Source organism: Orrella sp. JC864 (assembly GCF_037026685.1).
GTDB lineage: Bacteria > Pseudomonadota > Gammaproteobacteria > Burkholderiales > Burkholderiaceae_B > Orrella.
Window position 1 is genome coordinate 1 of record NZ_JBANET010000031.1, and the last position, 22,832, is coordinate 22,832.

General features: G+C 68.3%; 25 protein-coding genes and 1 tRNA gene. 11 read left to right on the forward strand and 15 right to left on the reverse strand.

The annotated features are described in order from the left end of the window. Positions 1–52: 52 nt before the first annotated feature. Together V8Z80_RS19615 and V8Z80_RS19620 are read right to left on the reverse strand one after the other, a co-directional pair. The gene (locus V8Z80_RS19615) at positions 53–601 is read right to left on the reverse strand and encodes a hypothetical protein (RefSeq protein ID WP_336063187.1); all 549 of its coding nucleotides are present in this window, start codon (positions 599–601) and stop codon (positions 53–55) included. Between the two features lie 43 nt (positions 602–644). Then, entirely contained in the window at positions 645–1,178 is a 534-nt protein-coding gene (locus V8Z80_RS19620) for a hypothetical protein (protein ID WP_336063188.1), read from the reverse strand. Between the two features lie 277 nt (positions 1,179–1,455). On the opposite strand from V8Z80_RS19620, the gene rpsO reads away from it, so the two are divergent. Continuing rightward, positions 1,456–1,725, forward strand: coding sequence for a 30S ribosomal protein S15 (gene rpsO / locus V8Z80_RS19625; protein WP_155196993.1), 270 nt, complete (start codon positions 1,456–1,458; stop codon positions 1,723–1,725). Positions 1,726–1,823: 98 nt separating this feature from the next. Continuing rightward, positions 1,824–3,980, forward strand: a complete 2,157-nt coding sequence (gene pnp / locus V8Z80_RS19630) for a polyribonucleotide nucleotidyltransferase (protein ID WP_336063189.1) — start codon at positions 1,824–1,826, stop codon at positions 3,978–3,980. Between the two features lie 97 nt (positions 3,981–4,077). On the opposite strand, the gene V8Z80_RS19635 is transcribed toward pnp, so the two are convergent. Further along, the gene (locus V8Z80_RS19635; RefSeq protein ID WP_336063190.1) at positions 4,078–4,503 is read right to left on the reverse strand and encodes a cupin domain-containing protein; all 426 of its coding nucleotides are present in this window, start codon (positions 4,501–4,503) and stop codon (positions 4,078–4,080) included. 106 nt (positions 4,504–4,609) lie between these two features. Between V8Z80_RS19635 and V8Z80_RS19640 the strand changes: the two genes are divergently transcribed. The 4 genes from V8Z80_RS19640 to V8Z80_RS19655 all read left to right on the forward strand — a co-directional run bounded on the left by V8Z80_RS19640 (position 4,610) and on the right by V8Z80_RS19655 (position 8,394). Next, positions 4,610–5,455 (forward strand): NADPH-dependent oxidoreductase, encoded by an 846-nt coding sequence (locus V8Z80_RS19640; protein WP_336063191.1) that lies wholly within the window; start codon positions 4,610–4,612, stop codon positions 5,453–5,455. 90 nt (positions 5,456–5,545) lie between these two features. Next, positions 5,546–6,397 carry a cysteine hydrolase gene (locus V8Z80_RS19645; RefSeq protein ID WP_336063192.1) on the forward strand — a complete coding sequence of 284 codons (852 nt, stop codon included), beginning with the start codon at positions 5,546–5,548 and terminating at the stop codon, positions 6,395–6,397. Further along, positions 6,394–7,131: a hypothetical protein gene (locus tag V8Z80_RS19650; protein WP_155196285.1), complete on the forward strand. Its 738-nt coding sequence runs from the start codon at positions 6,394–6,396 to the stop codon at positions 7,129–7,131. The genes V8Z80_RS19645 and V8Z80_RS19650 overlap by 4 nt, the downstream gene beginning before the upstream one ends. 45 nt (positions 7,132–7,176) lie before the next feature. Beyond that, entirely contained in the window at positions 7,177–8,394 is a 1,218-nt protein-coding gene (locus V8Z80_RS19655; RefSeq protein WP_155196284.1) for a threonine ammonia-lyase, read from the forward strand. 111 nt (positions 8,395–8,505) lie between these two features. Here the strand turns inward: V8Z80_RS19655 and V8Z80_RS19660 are convergent, their stop codons facing one another. From V8Z80_RS19660 to V8Z80_RS19670, 3 genes are all read right to left on the reverse strand, one after another. Continuing rightward, positions 8,506–9,096 carry a PIN domain-containing protein gene (locus V8Z80_RS19660; RefSeq protein ID WP_155196283.1) on the reverse strand — a complete coding sequence of 197 codons (591 nt, stop codon included), beginning with the start codon at positions 9,094–9,096 and terminating at the stop codon, positions 8,506–8,508. Between the two features lie 436 nt (positions 9,097–9,532). Then, complete coding sequence (locus tag V8Z80_RS19665; RefSeq protein WP_336063193.1) at positions 9,533–11,170, reverse strand: ATP-binding protein; 1,638 nt, start codon at positions 11,168–11,170, stop codon at positions 9,533–9,535. Between the two features lie 85 nt (positions 11,171–11,255). Then, entirely contained in the window at positions 11,256–12,164 is a 909-nt protein-coding gene (locus V8Z80_RS19670; protein ID WP_442952008.1) for an AraC family transcriptional regulator, read from the reverse strand. Between the two features lie 117 nt (positions 12,165–12,281). On the opposite strand from V8Z80_RS19670, the gene V8Z80_RS19675 reads away from it, so the two are divergent. The 3 genes from V8Z80_RS19675 to V8Z80_RS19685 all read left to right on the forward strand — a co-directional run bounded on the left by V8Z80_RS19675 (position 12,282) and on the right by V8Z80_RS19685 (position 14,072). Next, the gene (locus tag V8Z80_RS19675; protein ID WP_155196279.1) at positions 12,282–13,025 is read left to right on the forward strand and encodes an SDR family oxidoreductase; all 744 of its coding nucleotides are present in this window, start codon (positions 12,282–12,284) and stop codon (positions 13,023–13,025) included. A 200-nt stretch (positions 13,026–13,225) separates the two neighbouring features. Beyond that, complete coding sequence (locus V8Z80_RS19680; RefSeq protein WP_155196278.1) at positions 13,226–13,633, forward strand: DUF3597 domain-containing protein; 408 nt, start codon at positions 13,226–13,228, stop codon at positions 13,631–13,633. Between the two features lie 22 nt (positions 13,634–13,655). Continuing rightward, complete coding sequence (locus V8Z80_RS19685) at positions 13,656–14,072, forward strand: YidB family protein (protein ID WP_336063194.1); 417 nt, start codon at positions 13,656–13,658, stop codon at positions 14,070–14,072. A 69-nt stretch (positions 14,073–14,141) separates the two neighbouring features. Here V8Z80_RS19685 and V8Z80_RS19690 read toward each other — a convergent pair whose 3' ends face one another. From V8Z80_RS19690 to V8Z80_RS19705, 4 genes are all read right to left on the reverse strand, one after another. Next, positions 14,142–14,549 (reverse strand): hypothetical protein, encoded by a 408-nt coding sequence (locus tag V8Z80_RS19690; RefSeq protein WP_155196276.1) that lies wholly within the window; start codon positions 14,547–14,549, stop codon positions 14,142–14,144. A 274-nt stretch (positions 14,550–14,823) separates the two neighbouring features. After that, positions 14,824–15,018, reverse strand: a complete 195-nt coding sequence (locus V8Z80_RS19695; RefSeq protein WP_155196275.1) for a hypothetical protein — start codon at positions 15,016–15,018, stop codon at positions 14,824–14,826. 324 nt (positions 15,019–15,342) lie between these two features. Continuing rightward, positions 15,343–15,430 (reverse strand) — tRNA-Leu (locus V8Z80_RS19700). Between the two features lie 75 nt (positions 15,431–15,505). Continuing rightward, positions 15,506–15,895, reverse strand: a complete 390-nt coding sequence (locus V8Z80_RS19705; protein WP_155196274.1) for a PaaI family thioesterase — start codon at positions 15,893–15,895, stop codon at positions 15,506–15,508. Positions 15,896–16,385: 490 nt separating this feature from the next. On the opposite strand from V8Z80_RS19705, the gene V8Z80_RS19710 reads away from it, so the two are divergent. After that, entirely contained in the window at positions 16,386–18,077 is a 1,692-nt protein-coding gene (locus V8Z80_RS19710) for a sodium:solute symporter family protein (protein ID WP_336063195.1), read from the forward strand. A gap of 21 nt (positions 18,078–18,098) precedes the next feature. Then, a complete protein-coding gene (locus tag V8Z80_RS19715) occupies positions 18,099–18,221 on the forward strand; it encodes a putative transporter small subunit (protein ID WP_336063196.1) in 123 nt (40 codons plus the stop codon). A gap of 57 nt (positions 18,222–18,278) precedes the next feature. On the opposite strand, the gene V8Z80_RS19720 is transcribed toward V8Z80_RS19715, so the two are convergent. The 5 genes from V8Z80_RS19720 to V8Z80_RS19740 all read right to left on the reverse strand — a co-directional run bounded on the left by V8Z80_RS19720 (position 18,279) and on the right by V8Z80_RS19740 (position 22,752). Next, entirely contained in the window at positions 18,279–19,022 is a 744-nt protein-coding gene (locus tag V8Z80_RS19720) for an SDR family oxidoreductase (RefSeq protein WP_336063210.1), read from the reverse strand. Positions 19,023–19,042: 20 nt separating this feature from the next. After that, positions 19,043–20,002 carry a Bug family tripartite tricarboxylate transporter substrate binding protein gene (locus V8Z80_RS19725; protein ID WP_336063197.1) on the reverse strand — a complete coding sequence of 320 codons (960 nt, stop codon included), beginning with the start codon at positions 20,000–20,002 and terminating at the stop codon, positions 19,043–19,045. 40 nt (positions 20,003–20,042) lie between these two features. Further along, complete coding sequence (locus V8Z80_RS19730; RefSeq protein ID WP_336063198.1) at positions 20,043–20,975, reverse strand: 3-keto-5-aminohexanoate cleavage protein; 933 nt, start codon at positions 20,973–20,975, stop codon at positions 20,043–20,045. A 74-nt stretch (positions 20,976–21,049) separates the two neighbouring features. Next, complete coding sequence (locus tag V8Z80_RS19735) at positions 21,050–21,394, reverse strand: AtuA-related protein (RefSeq protein ID WP_336063199.1); 345 nt, start codon at positions 21,392–21,394, stop codon at positions 21,050–21,052. Then, the gene (locus V8Z80_RS19740; RefSeq protein WP_336063200.1) at positions 21,391–22,752 is read right to left on the reverse strand and encodes an acyclic terpene utilization AtuA family protein; all 1,362 of its coding nucleotides are present in this window, start codon (positions 22,750–22,752) and stop codon (positions 21,391–21,393) included. The genes V8Z80_RS19735 and V8Z80_RS19740 overlap by 4 nt, the downstream gene beginning before the upstream one ends. Between the last annotated feature and the right edge of the window lie 80 nt (positions 22,753–22,832).

Below are 22,832 nucleotides of genomic sequence, written 5' to 3' on the forward strand. Positions count from 1 at the left end.
CCGCCAGGGTGCCCGGGGCGGGGCGCTGCCGCGTCCGGGCCGCCGGCCGGCTTCAGTCGTAGCTGTTGCTGTCGTTCATCTCGAACATGGGGTCGGGCGCGGCGTGCCGGCGCGTCAGGCGCGTGCCGTCCGGGCCCATGTACAGGTGCATGAGCGAGTTCCAGACGTGGTTCTCGCGATAGCGGTAGGCCCACACCACCTGGCGCACCGAAGGCATGCCCACGCGCTCGATCACGGCCGGGGGGCCGAACTCGCACAGGATGCGCTCGGCCGTCCAGTGGCCCTGGTCCAGGCGCTTGAAATATTCGTCCGTGAGGATGGGCTCGACCGGCCCGACGCGGCCGTCGGCCGTGGTGCGGGTGCCCCAGGCATACTGCCCGTAGGGCTGCTGCGACCACACCAGCCTCTGGCCGCCGTCGGGCAGGGGGCAGGCGTGGGTGGGCGCGCCGAAGCGGCCCTGCACCTGGGCCAGGGGCGTGCCGGGCTCGACCTGCTCGATGTTGGCGCAGCCGGCCGCGGCCAGCGCCGCCAGGCCCAGGGCCAGCCAGGCGCCGCGCCGGCGCGATGGCAGGGCTAGACAAGGAAAAAGCGTCGGGCGCATGGTCGGTCTCCTGAAAAAAGGCAGGACGCGCGGCAGGGCGGGCCTATTCGCTGCCCCCGCTGCCCGGGCCGTTGGACGCGGCATTGGGATCGTCGTTGCTTTCGTAGCGGCGTGCCGTCTTGCCGTCCGGGCCCATGTGCACCGTAAGGAGGGACGGCCAGCCGCCGCGGTTCTTGTAGCGGTAGTTCCAGACTGTCTGGCGCGCCTGGCCGTGCCCGACCTCGCGGATCTCTGCGGGCGGGCCGAATTCGCAGCGCACCCGCTCGGCGGGCCAGTAGCCCGAGGACAGGCGGGCGAAGTTCTCGTCGGTCAGCAGCGAGCGGACCGCGCCGGTCTTGCCGTCGGGGGCCACGTCCACGCCCCAGGCGTACTGGCCCAGGGGCTGGCGCGACCAGATCAGGCGCTCGCCCGCGCCCTCGGGCAGGGGGCAGCGGGCCGTCGGCTCGCCGTAACGCTGTTGTATCTCCGCGACGGGCGTGCCGGGCTCGAGCTCGTCCATCAAGGTGACGCAGCCGGCCAGCACGCTGGCCGCGGCCAGCAGGCCGGCACGGGCGGAAATATGGAGTAAGCGGGTCATGGGCAGGTTCCTGGAAGGTTCCCGGGGGCCGGCGCCGACAGCTGCGCCGATGTAGCCGGGGATGTCCATTCTAGCGAATAGGATATAATCACGGGTTCCATACGCGCCTTGGGTGTGAAACCGCTGGTTTGCTCCGGGCTTGCTTTGTAAGCCGGGCACCCCGCGCGTATTGGTTTTTTTGCGTTTTCCCTTTTTCGGGCCGGCCGCCTGCCGCGGCCTGGCCTATCTACCACGTCAGGGCTCCTCGGCCCTGTCGCCAGTCTCCAGAGGATAAAAAATGGCAGTTTCCGATATCAACAAGTCTGACATCGTCTCGCAGTTCCAACGCGCCCAAGGCGACACCGGCTCGCCCGAAGTCCAGGTCGCGCTGCTGACGGCCCGCATCAACGAGCTGACCGGCCACTTCAAGACCCACATGAAGGATCACCATTCGCGCCGTGGTCTGCTGCGCATGGTCAGCCGCCGCCGCAAGCTGCTCGACTACCTCAAGGGCCGCAACCCCGACGCTTACCGCGCTCTGATCGAAAAGCTCGGTCTGCGCAAGTGATCGTTTCGCCCGGGGCCGGTTCCCCATGATGCCAGCCGTGGCCGGTGCGACCGTCGTCGCATCGCCCACGGCTTTTTCCTTTGCAAGGACGCACCAATATGTTCAACAAAGTCACCAAGTCGTTCCAGTACGGCCAGCACACCGTGGTGCTGGAAACGGGTGAGATCGCCCGCCAGGCCTCCGGCGCCGTCGTGGTTTCGATCGAGGACACCGTCGTGCTGGCCACCGTCGTGGCCGCCAAGAAGCCCAAGCCGGGCCAGGATTTCTTCCCCCTTACCGTCGACTACATCGAGAAGACCTACGCGGCCGGCCGCATCCCCGGTGGCTTCTTCAAGCGCGAAGGCAAGCCCTCCGAGAAGGAAACCCTGACCTCGCGCCTGATCGACCGCCCGCTGCGCCCGCTGTTTCCCGAGGGCTTCTACAACGACGTGCAGGTCATCATCCACGTGCTGTCGGTCAACCCGGAGATCGATCCGGACATCGCCGCCATGATCGGTTCGTCGGCCGCGCTGGCCATCTCGGGCATTCCCTTCAACGGCCCCATCGGCGCGGCCCGCGTGGGCTACCTCGACGGCCAGTACGTCATCAACCCGACCGCCACGCAACTCAAGGATTCCAAGCTGAACCTGGTCGTGGCCGGCACCGAGAACGCCGTGCTGATGGTCGAGTCCGAGGCCCAGGAGCTCTCCGAGGAAGTCATGCTGGGCGGCGTGGTCTACGGCCACGAGCAGCAGCAGGCCGTCATCAACGCCATCCACGAGCTGGTGGCCGAGGCCGGCAAGCCCGAGTGGGACTGGCAGCCCGCCCCGCGCGATGAAGCCTTCATCGCCAAGGTCGAGGCCGCGGCCAAGGAAGGCCTGGCCGCCGCCTACCAGCTGCGCCAGAAGCAGGAGCGCACTGCCAAGCTGCGCGAGGTCTACGCCGACGTGCTGGCCAAGCTGGCCGAGCAGCTGCCCGAAGGCGAGAAGCTGGACCCGGTCGCCGTCGAGAACGTGCTGTTCGACCTGGAGGCCAAGCTGGTGCGCGGCCAGATCCTGAACGGCGAGCCCCGCATCGACGGGCGCGACACCCGCACCGTGCGTCCCATCAGCATCAGCCTGGGCGTGGTGCCGCGCGCGCACGGCAGCGCGCTGTTCACCCGGGGCGAGACGCAGGCCCTGGTGATCGCCACGCTGGGCACCAAGCAGGACGAGCAGATCATCGACGCGCTGATGGGCGAGTACCGCGACCGCTTCCTGATGCACTACAACATGCCGCCTTTCGCCACCGGCGAGACCGGCCGCGTGGGCGTGCCCAAGCGCCGCGAGATCGGCCACGGCCGCCTGGCCAAGCGCGCCCTGGTGGCGCTGCTGCCCGAGCCCGAGGAATTCCAGTACACCATCCGCCTGGTCTCCGAAATCACCGAATCCAACGGCTCCTCGTCGATGGCGTCGGTGTGCGGCGGCTCGCTGGCCATGATGGACGCCGGCGTGCCGGTCAAGGATCACGTGGCCGGCGTGGCCATGGGCCTGATCCTGGACCAGGGCAAGTTCGCCGTGCTGACCGACATCCTGGGCGACGAGGATCACCTGGGCGACATGGACTTCAAGGTGGCCGGTACCGTCAACGGCATCACCGCGCTGCAGATGGACATCAAGATCCAGGGCATCACCAAGGAAATCATGCAGGTGGCGCTGGCCCAGGCCCGCGACGGCCGCCTGCACATCCTGGAGAAGATGCGCGAGGCCATTGACGGTTCGCGCACCGAGCTGTCCACCTTCGCGCCGCGCATGCTTAGCATGAAGATCAACCCCGAGAAGATCCGCGACGTGATCGGCAAGGGCGGCGCCACCATCCGTGCGCTGACCGAGGAAACCGGCACGCAGATCGACATCTCGGACGACGGCACCATCGTCATCTCCAGCGCCGACCTGGACCGCGCCCGCGAGGCCCAGCGCCGCATCACCGAACTGACCGCCGACGTCGAGGTCGGCCAGGTCTACGAAGGCTCGGTGCTGCGCCTGCTGGACTTCGGCGCCATCGTGCAGGTGCTGCCCGGCCGCGACGGCCTGCTGCACATCTCCGAGATCGCCAACTACCGCATCGCCAACATCAACGACGTGCTCAAGGTTGGCCAGTCGGTGCGCGTCAAGGTGATCGAAGCCGACGACAAGGGCCGTCTGCGCCTGTCGGCCAAGGCCATCGGCGGCATCGAGGCCCAGGGCGGCCCCGCCGCTCCGGCCCCGGCCGAGACGCACAGCGAACCGCAAGCCTGACGAGGGCCGCGAGCCACGAAACGGCGCCTTCGGGCGCCGTTTTTTTTAGCAAGACCGGCACGCCCGCCAAACCGCGCGCGCCGGATGCGCAAGCGGCTTATTTCGCCGGAATCCCCAGGCCCGGCGGCGCCAGCTCGAATCCCTCGAAGCGGAACGCGGGGCTGACGGTGCAGCCCACAAGCGTCCACTTGCCCGTCGAGCGCGCCGACTGCCAGGCATGTGGCGCGACGATTGCCTGCGGGGCATGGCCGCCCAGGACATCCGGGCCAAGTATCACGCGGCTTGCCGGGCCTTCGGTCGTATCTGCGGTCTCCAGCACCAGGGGTGCGCCGGCGTGGAAATGCCATATCTCGGTCGCATCGATGCGATGCCAGTGGCTGACTTCGCCTTCCTTCAAAAGAAAAAGGATGGAAGTGCCGCTGGGCCGCCCCGCCGTGGACGGGGCGATCCAGGTCTGGCGGTAGTGCCCGCCTTCCGGGTGGGGCGCCAAGCCAAGTTTTTCGATGATCCGGTCCGCTTCCATGGCCTTGCTCCGCGTGCGCATAGATGTCCTGCGGCATGGTAACCGCTGCCGCCGGCCGGCGGGCCACTCTACAATCGTCCGCATTCGGACAATGCGAGTGACGGCTATGACGATTTCCACCCCCGAACAAGGCGAGCAGGCGTCGGTGGCCGAGCTGCTGGCCGAGCGCTACGGCAGCCAGGCCTGCGCCCCCGCCGTGGCGCACAACGCCATCGTCGCCCACATCCTGCGGCACCGCTCCGTGCGGGCCTTCCTGCCGCGGCCCTTGCCGGCCGAGGTATTGCCCACCATGCTGGCCGCGGCGCAATCGGGCTCGACCTCGTCCAACCTGCAGGTCTGGAGCGTGGTGGCCATCGAGGATCCCTCGCACAAGGAAAGGCTGTCGGCATGGGCCAACGACCAGGCCTTCGTGCGGCAGGCGCCGCTGTTCCTGGTCTGGCTGGCCGATTATGCGCGGGCGCGCCGGCTGGCCAGCCTGCAGGGCGCGCAGATCGACGGCGGCGACTACGTCGAATCGGTGGTGCTGGGTGCGGTGGATACGGCCATCGCCGCGCAGAACGCCATGCTGGCCGCCGAGTCGCTGGGGCTGGGCGCGGTCTATGTGGGCGCGATCCGCAGCCACGTCAGCGAGATCGCCAAGGACCTGAAGCTGCCCCCGCATGTGTTTCCCGTCTTCGGCATGGCGGTGGGCTATCCCGACCAGGCCGTGCCCGCCCACATCAAGCCGCGGCTGCCGCAGTCGGGCGTGCTGCACCGCGAGCATTACGATGCAGGCGCGCAGGAGCAAGCCGCGCAGATCTACGACCGCGCGCTCGATGCGTTCTGGAAAAAACAGTCCATTTCGCATCCTTTGTGGACCCGGCACATCGTGCGCCGCCTGACCGCCAACCCGGCCGACCGCCGCTACGCGCTGCGCAGCGTGCTCAACGAGCTGGGCTTTCCCCTGCGCTGAAAGGCGCGCGCGGGCCGCGCATTTTTTTATGATGGGGCCTGCGAGCAAGCGGCGGCCCGGCCCGGGCCGCCGCCTTCCCGGACGGAGCCCATGAGCGATTCCTTGACCGCGTTTGCGCCGGTGGCTGGCGGGCGCCATCTTCTTGTCATCGACGCCCAGAACGATTTCTGCGACATCGCTGGCGCGGCCCTGCCGGTGCCCGGCGCCGACGCCGACATGCGGCGGCTGGCCGAATTCGTGCGCCGGCACGTCGATGCCATCGACGATATGACGCTGACGCTGGACAGCCATTACCGCATCGACATCGCGCACCCGGGATTCTGGCGCACCGGCGAGGGCGGCGCCGTGGCGCCCTTCACGCCGGTCAGCGCCGAGCAGGTGCGCGCCGGCCAACTGCTGCCGCGCCAGGCCCAGGCCCTGCCGCAGGTGCTGGCCTATCTCGATGCGCTGCAGGCGCGCGGGCGCTATCGGCACATGGTGTGGCCCGTGCACTGCGAGCTGGGCTCCTGGGGGCACGGCTTGCACGCCGAACTGGCCGATGCCTGCCGCCTGTGGGAGGACCGCCATGGCCGCCAGGCGGTCAAGATACTGAAGGGCGCCAATCCCTGGACCGAGCACTACAGCGCCATCGAAGCCGAGGTGCCGGACCCGGGCGACCCGGCCACCGGCACCCATCATGCGCTGCTCGATCGCCTGGCCGCCAGCGGCGAGCTGCTGGTCGCGGGCGAGGCCGGCAGCCATTGCGTCAAGGCCACCGTCGAGCACGTGGCGGCCTATCGGCCGGCCATCCCGCTGGTATTGCTGACCGATGCCATGAGCCCGGTGCAGGGCTACGCGCAAGAGCAGGCGCGCTTTCTGGCCGGGATGGCTGCCCGCGGGGCGGTGCTGGCCGCCACCGGGACGGCGCTGGGGCAGGCGGGCCGGCGGCCTTGCCGGGCATGAGGGCGGCCGCGCCCGCCGCGCTTGTCCTGGCCCTGGCCGGCGCATTGGCGGGCGCCGGTTGCGCCGCCCCGCCGGGCGCTGCCGCCCCCGACGGCCGCACGCCCCGCACCGAGGCCATGTCGGCCGACCAGCTCGGCCAGACGGATTTCAACCGCACCGTCACCATCGCCATGCGCGACAACCTGGCCAGCCTGGACGTGCTGCTGGACAAGTTCTACCGCCGCAATCCCAGCCAATGGCGCAAGTCGGGCGCTCCCGACATGCAAACCGCGATACGGCGCGTGCAGTCGTCCATGCGCAGCGGCAGGCCGCCGGCGGGACTGGGCGGCCTGCGCGACATCCAGATCCTGGCGGTGGCGCTGGACCCGGCCTATCCGGGCGATCGCGTGGCCGCCTTCGTCTACGGACTGGCCGATACCCTGATCGCCGCGCACGGCGGCAAGACGCGCTTTTATGCCACCGACATGCTGGACGGCCAGCATGTCTTTAACGCCGCGCGCAACGTCGAGGCGGCCGCCTGGATGCTCGGCAGCCGCCGCGACCCGCAAGGCCAGCCGCTGCTGCTGGCCAACGAGATCAGCGAGCAGGGCAGCAACCTGAGCTTCGAGCGCGAGTTCGGCGCGCTGATCGGCCGGCTGGACCTGATTGCCAACCTGCTGGGCGAGAACACCCGCCGGGTGGGCATAAACTACGCGCAAGGCTTGATGTTCTTCTCGTTCCTGCCCGTGCGCTGAGTCGGCCCGCAAGCCGCCGGCGGACGGCTTACCGGATGCCCGTACATGATCGATCTGGACGCGGTGCGCGCCGCGCACAACCGCCTGGCCGGCCAGGTGCTCAACTCGCCGTTTTCCCTTTCGCGCACGCTGTCGGACATCCTGCAGGCCGAGATCTGGCTCAAGTTCGAGAACCTGCAGTTCACCGCCTCGTTCAAGGAGCGCGGGGCGCTCAACCGCATGCTTGCCTTGTCCGAGCACGAGCGGCGCCAGGGCGTGCTGGCCGTGTCCGCCGGCAACCACGCGCAAGGCGTGGCCTACCATGCGCAGCGCATGGGCGTGCCCGCCGTCATCGTCATGCCGCGCTTCACGCCCACCGTCAAGATCGCCAATACCCGCCGCTTCGGCGCCGAAGTGGTGCTGGCCGGCGACAGCTTCGACGATGCCAAGGCCCACGGGCTGGCGCTGGCGCAATCGCGCGGCCTGACGCTGGTGCACCCCTACGACGACGAGGCCGTCATCGCCGGGCAGGGTACCGTGGGCCTGGAAATGCTGCAGGCCCGGCCGGACCTGGACATGCTGGTCGTGCCCATCGGCGGCGGCGGCCTGATCGGCGGCATCGGCGCCGTGGCCAAGGCCTTGCGGCCCGGCATCGAGGTGGTCGGCGTGCAGACCGAACGGTTCCCCGCCATGTATGCGCTGCGCCACGGCCAGGCGCCCGAGACCGGGCACTACACCATCGCCGAGGGCATCGCCGTCAAATCCCCCGGCCAGATCACGCGCCAGCTGGTGGCTCGCCACGTCGACCGCATCGAGCTGGTATCGGAAAGCGATATCGAGCACGCCATCGTGATGCTGCTGGAGATCGAAAAGACCGTGGTCGAGGGCGCCGGCGCCGCCGGGCTGGCGGCCCTGCTGCACGCGCAAGACCAGGGCGGCAGCCGCTACCGCGGCAAGCGTATCGGCCTGGTGCTCTCGGGCGGCAACATCGATCCCTTGATGCTGGGCGAGCTGATCGAGCGCGGCATGGTGCGCGCCGGCCGCCTGGCGCGCATCCGCGTGGACCTGCGTGACCTGCCCGGGGCGCTGGCACGCGCCACCGCCTTGATCGCCCAGGCGCATGCCAACATCGCCGAGGTGCATCACCAGCGGGCCTTCACGCTGCTTCCGGTGCAGAACGTGGAAGTCGATTTCGTGATCCAGGCGCGCGGGCACGACCACGTGCAGGAAGTGATCGATCGCCTGAACGCCGAGGGCTTCCGGGCGCAGCGGCACGACCACTGACCGCGCCTGGTGAGCGTCCGACGGGCGTCCGAGCAGCGTCCGACAGGGCGTCCCATCAGCGTCCGACGGGTGTCCGAGCAGCGGCCCGACCGGCAGGCCCGCACGAGCGTTTCAAGGCTGGGGCTGGCCGCCAGCCAGGCGGGCGAGCCGGAACAGCCGTTCGCGCCTGAGCGCCTGCGCCATCGGCTCGGCTTGCCCGCCCAGCGCCACGGCATCGTCGGCCATGCCCGCCAAGGCGCGCAAGGTCGCGTGCGCATCGTGTTCCCAGCACCGGACCAGCAAGCGGTCCGGATCGAGCGCGCGCAACTGCATGCGGCGCAGTTCCGAGCGGTTGAAGTCCTTCAGGTTCCAGGTGGCGATGAGCACCTCGCGGCCCGCGCCGCGCGCCTGGGCGGCCCGGGCCGCGGCAATCACGTGCCAGTCCTTGGGGTCGCTGTAGCGCAGGTCCGCCTCGAATGCGGTGGTGTCGCCGCAGTCGGCCGCGGGAAACGCCTGCTGCATGCGCCGCCACTCGTCTTGCAGCCGTTCGGGCGCGATGGCCCAGATCCGCGCCGCGTTGCGCTGCCATTCGCCCGCGATGCGGTCCGTCCATAGCGGCGCCAGCAAGCCCGCCTCGGCCAGCCGCAGGCACAGCCGGCGCACGATGCCCGACATGAGCACGCAGGCATCCAGCACGACGTGGGGAACAGAAGGAATATTCATCGGTGTCCTGGCGCGACACGTCGCAACGTGGATATGCCAAAAGTGTCTCATATTCCGCAGTGCTCCCGCGCGCGCGCCGCATGCGGCGGGCGCGAAGCACATCGACGCAAGCCCGCCGCACCTGTTACACCGCCGCCAGAAAATTGCGCCCGCCCAGCCACTACACTGGTTCAGTTGCCTTTCAGCCTGCCGATCTGGTTCGGCAGCCGCCGTAGCGCCTTGCGCCAGCCTCGCCAGGCGTGACGAGATGCCTGGAACGACATGCTCATCAAAAGAAGTCCTACCGCCAGTGGTTCGGTCGCGCTCTATCTCCTGGATCTCGGAGCGGGAAGGTACGCGTGGGAGCTAAAGATGTTCGACCTTGCCGGCGTCGCGCTGGGAAGCCGCCAGTCCGACAGCCATTTCAGCTCTCCTGCGCAGGCGCTCGAATCGGGCTTTAATGCACTTGACGTGGCACAGGCCGGCTGACCTCGGGTTCCAGGAGAATCGCATGCACTGCCTGGGCCAGCAGGTCGATGGAAAATGGCTTGGCCAGGACCCGGGCGTTGAGCAGCGTGCCCGACAGCACGGGCTTGGCGACCGCATGGCCCGTCATCAGCAGCAGTTTCAGGCCCGGGATACGCGTAAGCGCATGCTCGGCCAGCTGCCTGCCGTTGGTGCCGCCCGGCAGGCCGATGTCCGTCACGAGCAGGTGCACCGTGCGATGGTGCTCCAGTATGGCGATCGCGCTTTGCGCGTCGCGCGCCTCGATCACCTCGTAGCCCAGCGCGCTCAGGCTTTCCTTGAGCAAGGGGCGGCTGGCGTCGTCGTCTTCCACCAGCAGGATGCAATAGGCCTGGGCGGCCACCGGCCGGCGGGTGTCGGGCTCGCACGTCTCGTGCACGTCCGCGGCGCGCCGGTCGCGCGGCAGCAGGATATTGAAGGTCGTGCCTTCGCCCAGCTGGGTATGGACCGAGACGTGGCCGTCGGACTGCTTGACGAAGCCGTGCACCATCGACAAGCCCAGGCCGGTGCCTTCTCCCACCAGCTTGGTCGTAAAGAAAGGCTCGAAGATATGCGCCAGCACGTCCTCGGGGATACCGGTGCCCGTGTCACTGACCGAGATGCCGACGTATTGGCCGGGACGCACGTCCGGGTAACGGGAAACGTAGCCGTCTTCTAGCACCGCGTTGCCGGTCTTGATGACGATGGTGCCGCCGTGGGGCATGGCATCGCGCGCGTTGATCACGAGGTTGAGCAGGGCGTTCTCCAGCTGGCTGGCGTCGCAGTGCACCGGCCACAGGTCCGGCGCCAGGGCGAATTCGATGCGTATCCGCTCGTCTACGCTTTTCTCCAGCAGGCTGGCGCAACCTCCGATCAGCGCATTGACGTCCAGGCGGCGGTTGTTCAGGGCCTGGCGCCGCGAAAAGGTCAGCAGGCGCTGGGTCAACGAAGCGGCGCGGGTGACCGCCTGCTGGGCGATGTCGACGTAGCGCAGGGACTTTTCCGTGTCGTGCCCCGAGGCCAGCGACCTGCGCAGCAGGGCATGGGCGCTGACCACGCTTTGCAGCATGTTGTTGAAATCGTGGGCAATGCCGCCGGTCAGCTGGCCGATCGAATGCATCTTCTGGACCTGGTTCAGCGAATGCCGCATTTCGTTGTGCTCGGCCTGCAAGGCGTAATAGCGGCTGACGTCCTGCACGCAGTTCACGTAGCCGGCCAGCCTGCGTTCGCTGTCGAAAAGTGGCGTCAGGTTCGCCAGTATCCGGACCCGGCTGCCATCGGGCCGCTGCACCACCGCTTCCATGTCCTGGATGGGCCTGCCGTCGACCAGCACGCGCGCCAGCGGGCTTTGCGCATGAGGCATGTAGTTGCCCGCCGCGTCGTAAAGCCGGTGCGCGCCGCAAAACCGCTCCTGGGGGTCGCCCGGCGCAGGCCGGCGGCCCCAGAGGGTCGCGGCCTTTTCGTTGTAGGCGACGACCAGCCCGCTCGCGTCGCAGACATATACCGCGACCGGAAAGTTCTCCAGCACCGCGGGGTTGAAATAGCGGGTCCAGTCGAAAGGCTGGGTACTTAATGGGACGCTGTCTGTCATACAGGCACGATGAGGGAGCGATGTCCGGGAAGAACGGTCGGAATCCATCATAGCTTGGGCTATTGCGGATTTCAGCCCGGGTGTATTATCCGCGCGCGAGCGCGACGCGCGCGTACCGGCCCGGCGCCTGTCCCACATGCCTGTTGAACGCCGTGCTGAACGTGCTGGCCGATCCGTAGCCGACCCGCTCGGCAATCGCCGGGATGGCGGCATTGCCCTGGCGCAGAAGGTCCTTGGCCAGCGTCATGCGCCAGGCCCGCAGGTAGTCCATGGGCGTCATTCCCACGGTGCGCGTAAAGCGCGCGAAGAAGGCCGATCGCGACAGGGCGGCCCGCCTGGCCAGTTCGGGCACTGTCCAGCGGCGCGCAGGATCGCCGTGCATCAGCCGCATCGCCTTGGCGATCTTGGCGTCGGCCAGGCCGCGCAGCAGGCCGGCCGGCGCATCGGCCCCGGCCGTGGCGCGCAGCGCCTCGACCAGCAGCAACTCCACCAGCCTGGCCAGCGCCAGCTCGCGGCCGGGGCGCTGGGCAAGCGACTCTTGCCGCACCATTTCCACCAGCTGCGCGAGCTTGGGTGCGCTCCGGACATGCAATAGCGCCGGCAGCAGGGACACCAGCAATGCCGCGTCCGGCGAGTCCAGAAGAAAGTAGCCGCCCAGCATGCGCACATCGGGCCGACCGCCACGCCTGCCGTGGCGCACTTCGCCCCTGGGGGCCGGCGCGGTCTTGGGATCGACGCGGGCTGGCGCGACCGGCTCGAAACCCGACAGCGTGAAGCCGGGCGTGGCCGGCAGCAGCACGAAATCGCCCGCCGCCAGTGTGATGGTGGGGTGCCCCTGGACGGCCAGCAGGCAAGCGCCTTCGAGCACCGTGCAGAAGCTGGGCTGGCCGAAAGGCGCGTAGCGCACGCCCCAGCGGCCCGCGCCGCTGATGATCTTGCTGAACACGGTCCTGGGGCGAAGCAGGGAGATGATTTCCGAAAGCGGATCGGCCACAGGGGCGGCAGCCATGGCAGGACTTTTGCAAATGAAATACGGATTCCGGATTGTAGAGAGTCCTGCAAGGGCTGGATATGCTGTGGCCACTTCACCCCCCTTCAGGAAAGGAACACCATGAAAACCGTGCTGATCACCGGTTGCTCGTCCGGCTACGGGCTGGCCGCCGCGCTGCATTTCCACGCCCAGGGCTGGGAGGTCGTCGCCACCATGCGCAAGCCCCAGGAGGGCCTGCTGCCGCGTTCGCCCCGGCTGCGCGTGGTGCCGCTGGACGTGACCCGGCCCGACAGCATCGCCGCTGCCTTGCGGGAAAGCGGTCCGGTGGACGTGCTGGTGAACAATGCCGGGCTGGGCTTGTTCGGCGCCTTCGAAGCCACCCCCATGGCGACCGTGCGCGAGATCTTCGAGACCAACACCTTTGGCACGATGGCCATGACGCAGGCCGTGCTGCCGCAGTTCCGCGCGCGCCGCAGCGGAGTGATCGTGAACGTGACTTCCAGCGTGGCGCTTGCGCCGTTTCCGCTGGTGGCGGCCTACACCGCCAGCAAGACCGCCATCGAAGGCTTTACGGATTCGCTGGCCCTGGAGCTGCGGCCGTTCGGCGTGCGCGCCAGGCTGGTGCAACCCGGCTACGGGCCGGGTACGCGCTTTGCCGAAAACGGCCGCGAACGCATGCAGGGGCTGGTCCCGGAGCCCTACGCCGCGTTCGCGCAGGCCAGCCTGGCCGTCCTGACCCGCCCCGGCCCCGTCACGCAGGCGTCCGATGTGGCGCAAGCCGTATGGCAGGCCGTGCACGACGAGTCCGGCGCCTTGCGTTTTCCGGCGGGCGCCGATGCCCGGGCGCTGGCGCAGGCGGCCTGAACGGGCGGGCGGCCCGGCCTTGTGCGAGAGGGGCAGGCTGCAGCCATCGAACGGTGGCGTTCGTGCGAACGTCATTTTCATTTAGTTACGTAAATGACGGCGGGCCTGCCGCTATGCTGTGAGCCGCAGTGCCTTCGGCCGCCCAGGCGGCCGTTTTCCACGGTCCGCAGCATCGCTGCACTTTGCGAAAGGAAATCAGCATGAGCATCTTCAAGGCCATCCTGGGCAAGATCTTCCCCTCCAGCCACCCCGCCAACACCGCCGAAGCGGCGGCGGCCCCCGCTGCGGCCCCGGCTCCTGCCGAAGCGGCGCCGCCGGCCCAGGCGCCCCAGGCCGCACCCGCTGCGCCGGCCGTGGACGTGGACGCCGTGCTGGCCGACCTGCAGTCCAAGCACGGTGAAAAGCTGAATTGGAAAACCTCCATCGTCGATCTGCTCAAGCTGCTCGGGCTGGACAGCAGCCTGACCGCGCGCAAGCAGCTGGCCGCCGAACTGGGCTATACCGGCAGCACCGACGATTCGGCAGCGATGAATATCTGGCTGCACAAGCAGGTCATGCGCAAGCTGGCCGAGAACGGCGGCCAGCTGCCCGCCGACCTCAAACCCTGACCCTCCAGAGAAGGATACCGGCATGGGCCTGTTCGATTCCCTCAAGACTACGCTAGGCACCTCCCTGGGTGCCTCCCTGGGCGGCAATGCCGGGGGGCTGCTGCCCATCGTCATGGCACAGTTGGCCAACTACCCTGGCGGCATGGACGGGCTCATCGCCGCCTTCGAGCGCGGCGGCCTGGGTGCGATCGTGCAATCCTGGATCGGCAAGGGCGAGAACCTGCCCGTCACCGGCGGACAGCTCGATGCGGTGCTCGATCCTGGCGTGGTGGATGCGATGGCCGCGCAAAGCGGCCAGAGCCGCCCGGCGCTGCTCGATGCCCTGGCGGGCCTGCTTCCGGGCCTGGTCGACAAGGCCACGCCCAACGGCACGGCAGCCGACTTGCAATCCTTCGACGCCAGCAGCCTGCTGGGCATGCTCGCCAAGCTGGGCAAATAAGCCCCTGCCCGGGCCGGCCGGCGCCTCGGACCGACAGGTCCGGGGTGCTGGCACATGCCGGCTGGGGCGCTAGCGCGTCTTGGGGTGCTTGCCCGCGCCGCTTTCCGGCACGCGCGAGGCCGGGCTGCTGGGATGGCCCGGGCCTGTCGCACCGTTGTCCGAACCTGTGCCCGAACCCGTTCCGGTCTCCGTGGCCGCCCCCGTGCCTGCGCCCTGGCCTGCGCCTGGCGGATCGGCCGACGGCGGCATGCCGTCGCGGCCAGCGCCACTGCGCTGGCCGGCTGGCTGGCCGTCGGGGCGGGACTGGCCCTGGGCGCCATTGGCCTGGTGGCCGGGCTGCCGGCTCTCCTCGGTGCTTGCGCGGGTGGGGGTATCGTGCTTGCGGGCAGCCGCCGAGCCGTCCGCCGCGGATGCCTGGCTTGTCCCGGCCAGCGCCAGCGCGGTCAGCGCGCCGGTGATTGCACTACGCATGGTCATGTCCGCTTTCCTCGATCAATGACGCGAAGGCCCCGGCGTCAAGCGCGGCCGGGGCGCGTCATGCAAGGGTAGGCGGGGCGCGGCGAGCGCGCATTTCCAGCCGTGTCCGCATCTTGCCAAGCCCCTGGCCGGGCAACAGGCCGGCCTGCCTGCGCGGGCTGGCGGCCACGCGCCTGGCAATCACTTTTACATGGCCGTACATCGCGGATCGTTGCGGCCCGGCGCCCCCGCCCGAAGCCGCGCGCGGGCGGCTTCGTCCATGCCTTGGGCAGGCTCAGCGCAGCCGGCCCAGCTCTTCGCTGACCGTCGAAGGCCGCGCGCCATACTTGTAGGTCATGTAGGCGACGAGTTCGTACTCGGTCCGGGAATAGCGTTGCGGCCTGTCGGGCTCGGGCTCTTGGGCGCGGGGAGCTTCGGGGCCGCCAGGGGCGGGCGCCGGCGGCTCGGGGAGGAATTGCGGACTGGCCATGTGGGTTCTCCTCGGAGGCACAGTGATGGCAGCAGGTAAGGCCCCGCAGGCAAGCCGGACGGGGTTCCCTATCATATTCGCAGATTTGCGAGTGTTGTAAATATTAGCCTAAATATGTCGTTTTTTAACGGATCATGGTTGGCTGCCTATCATCGACGGGCAGGTGCGGTCATTCTTCAAAGAATAGAGCGGCAGTCGTGTGGCCAAAGGCGGGTGTATGCCTTGCGCCGCAGGGGCGACGTAGCCCGTAATAGGAGGGAGGTGATGAGGCGTTGGGGCGGGGGATAGGCCCATGCGCCGTGGTGGCGCCAGGGTCCGGTTTCCTGGTGCCCGAGACCGGAGTCGAACCGGTACGACGTATGAGGTCGGGGGATTTTAAGTCCCCTGTGTCTACCAATTTCACCACTCGGGCCAGGTGGGCCGGGGCCCCTCCTGCATAGAGGCCGAGACTATACCATCGGGCCCCGGGGCGGGCCCGCAAGGCGCTTTAGCGGATGTACTTGTACGTGCCCACCGCCGTGGCCAGCAGCAGGTCCTCGTCCTGCCAGACCTCGGCGCGGGCAAAGTACACGGTGCGGCCCTTGCGTTCGAGAAAACCCTTGGCCACCAGCCCCTGGCCCGCGCCGCTGGCCATGAACTGGGTGGTCAGCGACAGCGTCACGCTGCGGATCTTCGGCGCTTCGGGCGGCGCATACACGCCGGCGTAGCCCGCGGCCACGTCAAGCAGGGTGCACAGCACGCCGCCCTGTATACGTTCGGTGCGATTGAACAGGTTGGGCGTGCTCGGCAGGTGCAGTTCAGCATAGCCGGACCGCCATTGGGCCAGGCTCGCGCCCAGCCATTGCAGGAAGGGATTGTCGGTGATGGGGGTGGTCATGTCGCGGGCGGGGGCGGCAAGGCCCGTTCTGAATCGGAAGCGGCGCTCATGGTACTCCAAGCGCCGCCCGGCTTACGGGTGGACATGCCTGTATACATGCGCCTATACTTTTGTCTTTCATCAGGCCGCTACTGCTGACTTGGCACACAGCGGCCCGGCATCTTCGCCGAAACACCACAAACCCGGCCGTTCGCGGCTGCGGAACACCTAGCCGGCCCATCAGGCCGGTGCTCACAAACCACTGCGGGCGATCCGCCTTGATCGGCCGCACTGTGGCAACGCGGCACCTTCGTGTTGTCTTCTACATGCCGTCTGGCCCAGCGTCCGGAGGATCCCGGCTTCGCCATGCCGGCATGAGCTTGCGTATTGCCCGCGCTCGCGCCCGGTGTTTTGGCATGCCAATGGGATGGTTGCCTCCCATCGCATCGTGCGGAACTGGCATGGACGCGGCACGCCGTCGGCGTGCGCCGCGAAGGAGCGATAGCACCCAATGCAAGAGATCGACTTTTATCAGTTGTCAGGTACAGCGGCAGTTCTTCTGTTGATCGGCTTTTACGGCGTCACCTTCCTGATGTCCTTGCGCATCGGCAAGCGCCGTGAGAGCGCGGATGGCTACATGGTCTCGAATAACGCGGTGGGCTTCGGGCTGGCCGCCGCCAGCATGACCGCCACGTGGATCTGGGCGGCTTCCTTTTACGCCAGTGCCACGTCAGGCTTCAAGTACGGCCTGTCAGGCCCCATCCACTACGGCCTCTGGGGCGCCCTGATGATCTTGTTCATTTATCCGTACGGCAAGCGGTTCCGCCAGCTTGCGCCGAAAGCGCATACGCTGGGCGAAATCATCCATGCCCGTCACGGCACCTCGAGCCAGATGATCATGGCGGTATCCAACATCGTGGGAAGCTGCATCAGCCTGATGGTGAACTTCACCGCCGCCGGCGCGCTGGTCTCGATCCTGAGCCCCCTGAGCTTCATCCAGGGCGTGCTCATCGCCGGCCTGGGCGTGCTGTCCTATACCTTCTGGTCGGGCTTTCGCGCATCGGTGATGACCGACTTCGCGCAATTGATGGCCATGATGGCATCGGCCATCATCATCATTCCGCTGATCTTCTTCGCCGCGGGGGGGCCAGACCTGCTGCAGGCCAATATGTGGCGGCTGTCGGACGAGCAGGCCGACTTCTATTCCATGCAGGCCATCCTTGAGCAGGGCGCGCCGCTGTTCGTGGCGGTGCTGGCCTATGCCATCGGCAATCAGACCATTGCCCAGCGCCTGTTCGCGGTGCGCGAAGACCTGATCAAGCCCACCTTCGTCACCGCCACCCTGGGCTATGGCGTCGTGGTCATCGGCCTGGGCATGCTGGGCTTGCTGGCCTTGTTCACCGGCCTGCAGCCGGCCGACGGCGACATGAACAACATCATCCCGCAGATGGCGTCGGCCTATCTTCCGCCCATCGGCATCGCGCTGTTCTTCATCATGGTGGTGGGCTCGCTGTCCTCGACCGCCGATTCGGACCTGGCGGCGCTGTCGTCCATCGTCATGACGGACGTCTACGCCAAGAACATCGCCCGCGGCCGCCCGGACCCGCGGCGCATGCTGTGGTGGGGGCGCGCCACCATGGTGATCGCCACCATGATCGGCGTGATCTTCGCCAGCCTTCAGCTCGATATCCTGGTGATGCTGGTGTTTGTCGGCGCGCTCTGGGGCGCGATCGTGTTCCCCGTGATCGCCAGCTTCTACTGGGACCGCGTCGACAATCGCGCCTTTACCTGGTCCGCGCTGTCGGCCGTTGCGCTGTTTTGCATCGTGCGCTTCGAACTGCTGCCCATGCAGGGCGCGGTGGCGATCTTTTTCGAGTTGTGCGCCAGCATCGGCGCGGGCGTCGTGCTCGGGCTGATGACCTTCGGCTTCTTCGGCCGCCTGCCCGGGCTGGCCGTCGGCGTGATCGCCGGGTTGGTCCTGTTGCCGTACTTCGTCGGGTTCCTGCGCGATTACACCGTGCTGGTCGCCTCGCTGACCTCCTACGGGGTCAGTGCGGTGGTCTGCGTGGCGCTGACCCTGCGCAACCGCCAGCGGTTCGACTTCTCGACGCTGGCCGAGCGCGTGACCTCGTTCCAGCGCGAGCAGGAGGCCTCCAAGCCTGCCGGCCACGCCGCGCCCGTTTCCGCGCCTGCGCGCGCCTGATTTCCGATGGAGGATATTGATATGTGGCTGACCGCTTATTTCCTGATCTGGCCCGTGCTCGGGGCCGCCATCATGGCTGTGTTGCTGGCGGCGCTGCGGCGCGACCTGCGCGCGGCCAAACGCGACGGCACCAGCATGGTCTGAGGCCCGGTGTCGGCGCAAGCGGTGGGCTTTCGGTATTTCCGGAAGCCCCGCTTTGCTTCAGCGCCCGCCGGCCACGTCCAGCACCGCGCTATGCACATACGAGGCCTGCGGCGAGGCCAGCCACAGCACGGTCTGCGCCACTTCCTCGGCAGTGCCGGTGCGGCCCAGCGGCGTGGTCCTGCCCAGCGCTTCGAGCTTGTCCGGACCGCCGTGCACCGCGTGGATATCGGTGCGGATCAGGCCCGGCCGCACGGCGTTCACGCGTATGCCTTCGGCGCCCACTTCCTTGGCCAGGGCCAGCGAAAAGCTGTCTATCGCGCCCTTGGTGGCCGCATAGTGGCTGCCGCCGGCCAGGCCGCCCAGGCGCGAGGCCACCGAAGACAGGTTGACGATGGCGCCACCCTTGCCGCCCAGCCGCGTGGACATGCGCCGCACGGCCTCGCGCGAGCAGAAGAACATGCTGTAGACGTTGGCCCGGAATACGCGGTCCAACTCGTCCTCGTCCATCTCGGCCACCAGGCGGCTGCCGAGCAGGCCGGCGTTGTTCACCAGCACGTCTGCCGTGCCCAATTGCGCATCCACCGCTTCGAACAGGCGCGCGGCCTGGGCCTGGATGCCGACGTCGGCCTGGACGGCAATGGCCTTGCCGCCCGATTCGGCGATCTCCCGCACCAGCGCATCGGCCGCCTGCGCGTTGCGCAGGTAGTTCACGCACACCGCGTAGCCCTGCGAGGCGGCCAGCCGCGCCACCGCCGCGCCGATGCCGCGTCCGCCGCCGGTCACGATCATGGTTTTCTGCATCGTCATGCTCCCAGCCCTATTCATTGCGGTTCGATGCCGGCCTGCTTGACCAGTTCGTTCCACTTGTCGATTTCGCTATCGATGAAGCCGGCCAGTTTGCCAGGATCCCGGTAGTCGGGGGCCAGGCCGCTCTCGACCATGCGCTTGGCCACGGCCGGATCTTCCAGCACCGACTTGGCCGCGCCCGTGAGGGCCTGGGTGACGGCATCGGGCAGCCCCGCCGGACCGACCAGCGCGAACCAGGCCGTGATGTCAAAGCCTGGCAGGTCCTGCGCCAGCGGCACCCAGCCGGGCGTGAGCGGGCTGGGGGCCGGCGCGGTGATGGCGATGGGCTTGAGCCGGCCGCCGCGCGCTTGGGCCAGCGCATTGGCCGCGTCCACGAAAGTGAAATCGAGGGTACCGCCCAGCACGTCGGTCACGGCATCGGGAATGCCCTTGTAGGGCACGGCCAGCACGTCCAGCCCCGCCTTCGATTCCAGCATGGCTAGGGAAACCTGCGAGCTGGACGAGCCAAAGCCGGCCGACAGCTTGCCTGGCCGCTGCTTGACGTAGTCCACGAAACCGCGCGTGTCGTCGGCGGGAAAATCCTTGCGGACCATGAGCACCAGCAGGTTCGAGGCCAGCCCGGCCACCGGCGTGAAATCCTTGCGCGGGTCGTAGGGCAGCTTCTTGAACAGGCTGACGTTGGCGGCGATGGCGGTGTTGGCGCTGATCATCAGCGTATAGCCGTCGGCCGCGCTTTCCGTGAGCGTGCCCACGGCGATGATGCCCTGCGCGCCGGGGCGGTTTTCCACCACCATGGGCTGGCCCAGCTTCTTTTGCATCTCGCTGCTGACCAGTCGGGCCAGCTGGTCGGTGGCGCTGCCGGCGGGGAAGGGCACCAGCACTCGGATAGGGCGTTCCGGATAAGCGGCGGCGGCCGGGCCGGCGTTGAGCACCGCGGCGGTCAGGGCACCAGCCCAGATCAGTTTGCGCAGCATGGTTGTCTCCTTGGGGGGTTGTGATCGTTATGGGACAAGATCAGAACGCGACGGCGTGTTTTCCTTTCAGCTTGAGCAGGGCGCGGGCCTCGTCGGGCGTGGCCACCTGCAGGCCCAGCGCCTCGATGGCCCCGCGCACGCGCCGGACCTGGTCGGCGTTGCTGCGCGCCAGCCGGCCCGGGCCGTCCCACAGCGAGTCCTCCAGCCCCACCCGCGCGTTGCCGCCCTGGGCCACGGCCAGCTGGGCGATCGGCATCTGCGCGCGGCCCGCGCCCAGCGCCGACCACACGTAATCCTGGCCGAACAGCCGGTCGGCCGTGCGCTTGAGGTGCGCCACGTCGTCCGGGTGCGTGCCGATGCCGCCCAGGATGCCGAAGACCGTCTGTACGAACAGCGGCGGCTCGACCAGCTTGCGGTCCAGGAAGTGCGCCAGGTTGTAGAGGTGGGCGGTGTCGTAGCACTCGAATTCGAAGCGCGTGCCCTGGCTGGCGCCCTGGCGCAGCATGAATTCGATATCGGCGAAGGTGTTCTTGAAAACCAGGTCGCGCGTGCCTTCCAGGTAGGGTCGTTCCCATTCGTGGGCAAAGCGCTGGTAGCGTGCCAGCATGGGATACAGGCCGAAGTTCATCGAGCCCATGTTCAGCGAGGCCACCTCGGGCTGCAGCGCGATGGCCGGGGCCATGCGCTCGTTCACCGGCATGGTCGGCGCGCCGCCGGTCGTGATGTTGATCACGCCGTCGCAGCGCGACTTGATCTCGCCCACGAACGCGGCGAAGGCTTCAGGCGTTTGCAGTGGACGTCCGTCCCTGGGGTCGCGCGCATGCAGATGCACGATGGCGGCGCCGGCCTCGATGGCCTGCACCGCCGCATCGGCGATCTGCGTCGGGGAAACCGGCAGGAACTCCGACATCGAGGGCGTGTGGATGGAGCCCGTCACCGCGCAGGTGACGATTACTTTGCGTGCAGCGGCCATGTCTTGTCTCCTTGGGCGGCTATGCGGACCGTGCCGGGCTTGCTGTGGTGGTTGTGGCCGGCGCGGTCGTCTGTTCAGCGGCGGGCCGGCTCGGCCGGTGCCTCGGCCAGGGGCATGTCCAGCAGATGAAAGGACAGCGACTTGCCGTGCAGGTCCAGGTCCAGCGAGTCGTTCACGCCGCCGTCCAGGACGTTTTCCAGCACGAAATTCATGGCGCCCAGGCGAGGCAGCAGATAGCGGCGCACCGCGGTGGGCTGGCGGTGGGCGAAATGCGCGGCCACCCGTTCGGGGGTCACGTGCTCGACCAGCCGGCCGTAGTCCTGGGCGCGGTAGGCGATCAGGCTGATGTTGGCGTGGTTGCCCTTGTCGCCGGTGCGCGCATGGGCCAGGTCATACAGCTTGGGTTGGGATGGGCTCATGAGTGCGACTCCGGGTCGATGAATCGATAGGCGGCAGGCGCCTGTTCGCGTGGCAGCAGGAAATTGGCCATGTCCAGGCGCTGGCGCTTGCTGGTCTTGACGCCGCCGCCGCCGGCGGGCCCGCCGGTCCACAGCGCGGTCACTTCGCGGTGCAGCCGGTCGATCTGCGCGGGGTCGGCATGCCGGGCGGCCGCGCGCAGCCGCACGTCGGTCGCCTGTCCGGCCGGCGTGCGGGCCAGCAGCCGGCCGGCATCGTCGCCCAGGATGCTGCACACCCCGATCAGGTCGAAGCGCAGCTGCAACTGCTGGCCCAGCCGCTTGCGCAGGATGTCCATCGACAGGCGCGCGCGTCCTTCGGCATTGGGGCCGGCGTAGGAAATCTCGGCGTCGCCGGCCCAGCCGCCCTCGAAGAAGGCGGCGGCCTTGAGGGTGGGCGGGCGGGGGTGCCCCTTGACGCCCGAGAGCCGCACCCGGTCCGGGCCGAGCTCTTGCACCGAGGCCTCGCTCAGGTCGGCCACCACGTCGGGCGTGAGATAGGCCGATGGGTCGTGCACCTCGTAGAGCAACTGCTCCTTGACCGTCATGGCGTTGACCACGCCGCCGGTGCCTTCGGCCTTGCCGACGATGCAACTGCCGTCGGCCGCGATCTGGGCGATCGGAAAGCCCACGTTGTCCATGCCCGGCACGTCCTTGCGGCCGGGATCGGCGTAGTAGCCGCCGGTCACCTGCGCGCCGCATTCCAGCAGGTGACCGGCCATGGTGGCGCCGGCCAGCATGTCCCAGTCGTCCGGGCTCCAGCCGAAATGCGCGATGGCCGGCCCCAGCGTCAGCGAGGGATCGGCCACCCTGCCGGCCACCACGATCTGCGCGCCGTCCCGGATGGCCTGCGCGATCTCGAAGGCGCCTTGGTAGACGCTGGCGCTGACGAAGCGTTTTTCATCGAAACGTTCGCCCAGCCACTCGCGCAGCATGTCTTGGGCGTCGGCCCGGGCGCTCAGGTCATCGCCCTCGATCACGGCGATGCGCGGCGCGGGCAGGCCCAGTTCGGCCGCCAGGGCGGCAATGGCGCGCGCCGCGCCCGGCGGATTGGCTGCCCCGAAGTTGCCCACCACGGTAACGCCGTGCGCCAGGCAGTCGGCCAGCACGGGACGCAGCAGCGGCTGCAGCAGGGCCTCGTAGCCCTTGGCCGGATCGTGGCGGCGGGCGATCTGCGCAAAGGCGAGCGTGCGCTCGGCCAGGGTCTCGAAGATCAATGCCGCCGGCCCGCCGCGGGCGATCAGCGTCTGGACCACGGGCCCGGGCGCATCCAGCCGGTCTCCGGAAAAGCCGGCGCCGCAGCCGATGTTCAGTACGTCCATAGCGATAGTCTCCAATCGTGGGACACAGCTTGCCGCGGCTTGTTGTGTAAGTAAAATGGATTTATTCGAACAATTATTTG

What these genes read in the sequence shown, in the direction of transcription:
- V8Z80_RS19735 (WP_336063199.1), bottom strand. Translation starts at nt 21,394, where the DNA reads ATGAGCCCATCCCAACCCAAGCTGTATGACCTGGCCCATGCGCGCACC.
- V8Z80_RS19675 (WP_155196279.1), top strand. Translation starts at nt 12,282, where the DNA reads ATGAAAACCGTGCTGATCACCGGTTGCTCGTCCGGCTACGGGCTGGCC.
- V8Z80_RS19660 (WP_155196283.1), bottom strand. Translation starts at nt 9,096, where the DNA reads ATGAATATTCCTTCTGTTCCCCACGTCGTGCTGGATGCCTGCGTGCTC.
- V8Z80_RS19645 (WP_336063192.1), top strand. Translation starts at nt 5,546, where the DNA reads ATGAGCGATTCCTTGACCGCGTTTGCGCCGGTGGCTGGCGGGCGCCAT.
- V8Z80_RS19720 (WP_336063210.1), bottom strand. Translation starts at nt 19,022, where the DNA reads ATGCAGAAAACCATGATCGTGACCGGCGGCGGACGCGGCATCGGCGCG.
- V8Z80_RS19690 (WP_155196276.1), bottom strand. Translation starts at nt 14,549, where the DNA reads ATGACCATGCGTAGTGCAATCACCGGCGCGCTGACCGCGCTGGCGCTG.
- V8Z80_RS19715 (WP_336063196.1), top strand. Translation starts at nt 18,099, where the DNA reads ATGTGGCTGACCGCTTATTTCCTGATCTGGCCCGTGCTCGGGGCCGCC.
- V8Z80_RS19650 (WP_155196285.1), top strand. Translation starts at nt 6,394, where the DNA reads ATGAGGGCGGCCGCGCCCGCCGCGCTTGTCCTGGCCCTGGCCGGCGCA.
- V8Z80_RS19730 (WP_336063198.1), bottom strand. Translation starts at nt 20,975, where the DNA reads ATGGCCGCTGCACGCAAAGTAATCGTCACCTGCGCGGTGACGGGCTCC.
- V8Z80_RS19620 (WP_336063188.1), bottom strand. Translation starts at nt 1,178, where the DNA reads ATGACCCGCTTACTCCATATTTCCGCCCGTGCCGGCCTGCTGGCCGCG.
- pnp (WP_336063189.1), top strand. Translation starts at nt 1,824, where the DNA reads ATGTTCAACAAAGTCACCAAGTCGTTCCAGTACGGCCAGCACACCGTG.
- V8Z80_RS19655 (WP_155196284.1), top strand. Translation starts at nt 7,177, where the DNA reads ATGATCGATCTGGACGCGGTGCGCGCCGCGCACAACCGCCTGGCCGGC.
- V8Z80_RS19705 (WP_155196274.1), bottom strand. Translation starts at nt 15,895, where the DNA reads ATGACCACCCCCATCACCGACAATCCCTTCCTGCAATGGCTGGGCGCG.
- V8Z80_RS19740 (WP_336063200.1), bottom strand. Translation starts at nt 22,752, where the DNA reads ATGGACGTACTGAACATCGGCTGCGGCGCCGGCTTTTCCGGAGACCGG.
- V8Z80_RS19685 (WP_336063194.1), top strand. Translation starts at nt 13,656, where the DNA reads ATGGGCCTGTTCGATTCCCTCAAGACTACGCTAGGCACCTCCCTGGGT.
- V8Z80_RS19725 (WP_336063197.1), bottom strand. Translation starts at nt 20,002, where the DNA reads ATGCTGCGCAAACTGATCTGGGCTGGTGCCCTGACCGCCGCGGTGCTC.
- V8Z80_RS19665 (WP_336063193.1), bottom strand. Translation starts at nt 11,170, where the DNA reads ATGACAGACAGCGTCCCATTAAGTACCCAGCCTTTCGACTGGACCCGC.
- V8Z80_RS19710 (WP_336063195.1), top strand. Translation starts at nt 16,386, where the DNA reads ATGCAAGAGATCGACTTTTATCAGTTGTCAGGTACAGCGGCAGTTCTT.
- V8Z80_RS19635 (WP_336063190.1), bottom strand. Translation starts at nt 4,503, where the DNA reads ATGGAAGCGGACCGGATCATCGAAAAACTTGGCTTGGCGCCCCACCCG.
- rpsO (WP_155196993.1), top strand. Translation starts at nt 1,456, where the DNA reads ATGGCAGTTTCCGATATCAACAAGTCTGACATCGTCTCGCAGTTCCAA.
- V8Z80_RS19615 (WP_336063187.1), bottom strand. Translation starts at nt 601, where the DNA reads ATGCGCCCGACGCTTTTTCCTTGTCTAGCCCTGCCATCGCGCCGGCGC.
- V8Z80_RS19640 (WP_336063191.1), top strand. Translation starts at nt 4,610, where the DNA reads ATGACGATTTCCACCCCCGAACAAGGCGAGCAGGCGTCGGTGGCCGAG.
- V8Z80_RS19680 (WP_155196278.1), top strand. Translation starts at nt 13,226, where the DNA reads ATGAGCATCTTCAAGGCCATCCTGGGCAAGATCTTCCCCTCCAGCCAC.
- V8Z80_RS19695 (WP_155196275.1), bottom strand. Translation starts at nt 15,018, where the DNA reads ATGGCCAGTCCGCAATTCCTCCCCGAGCCGCCGGCGCCCGCCCCTGGC.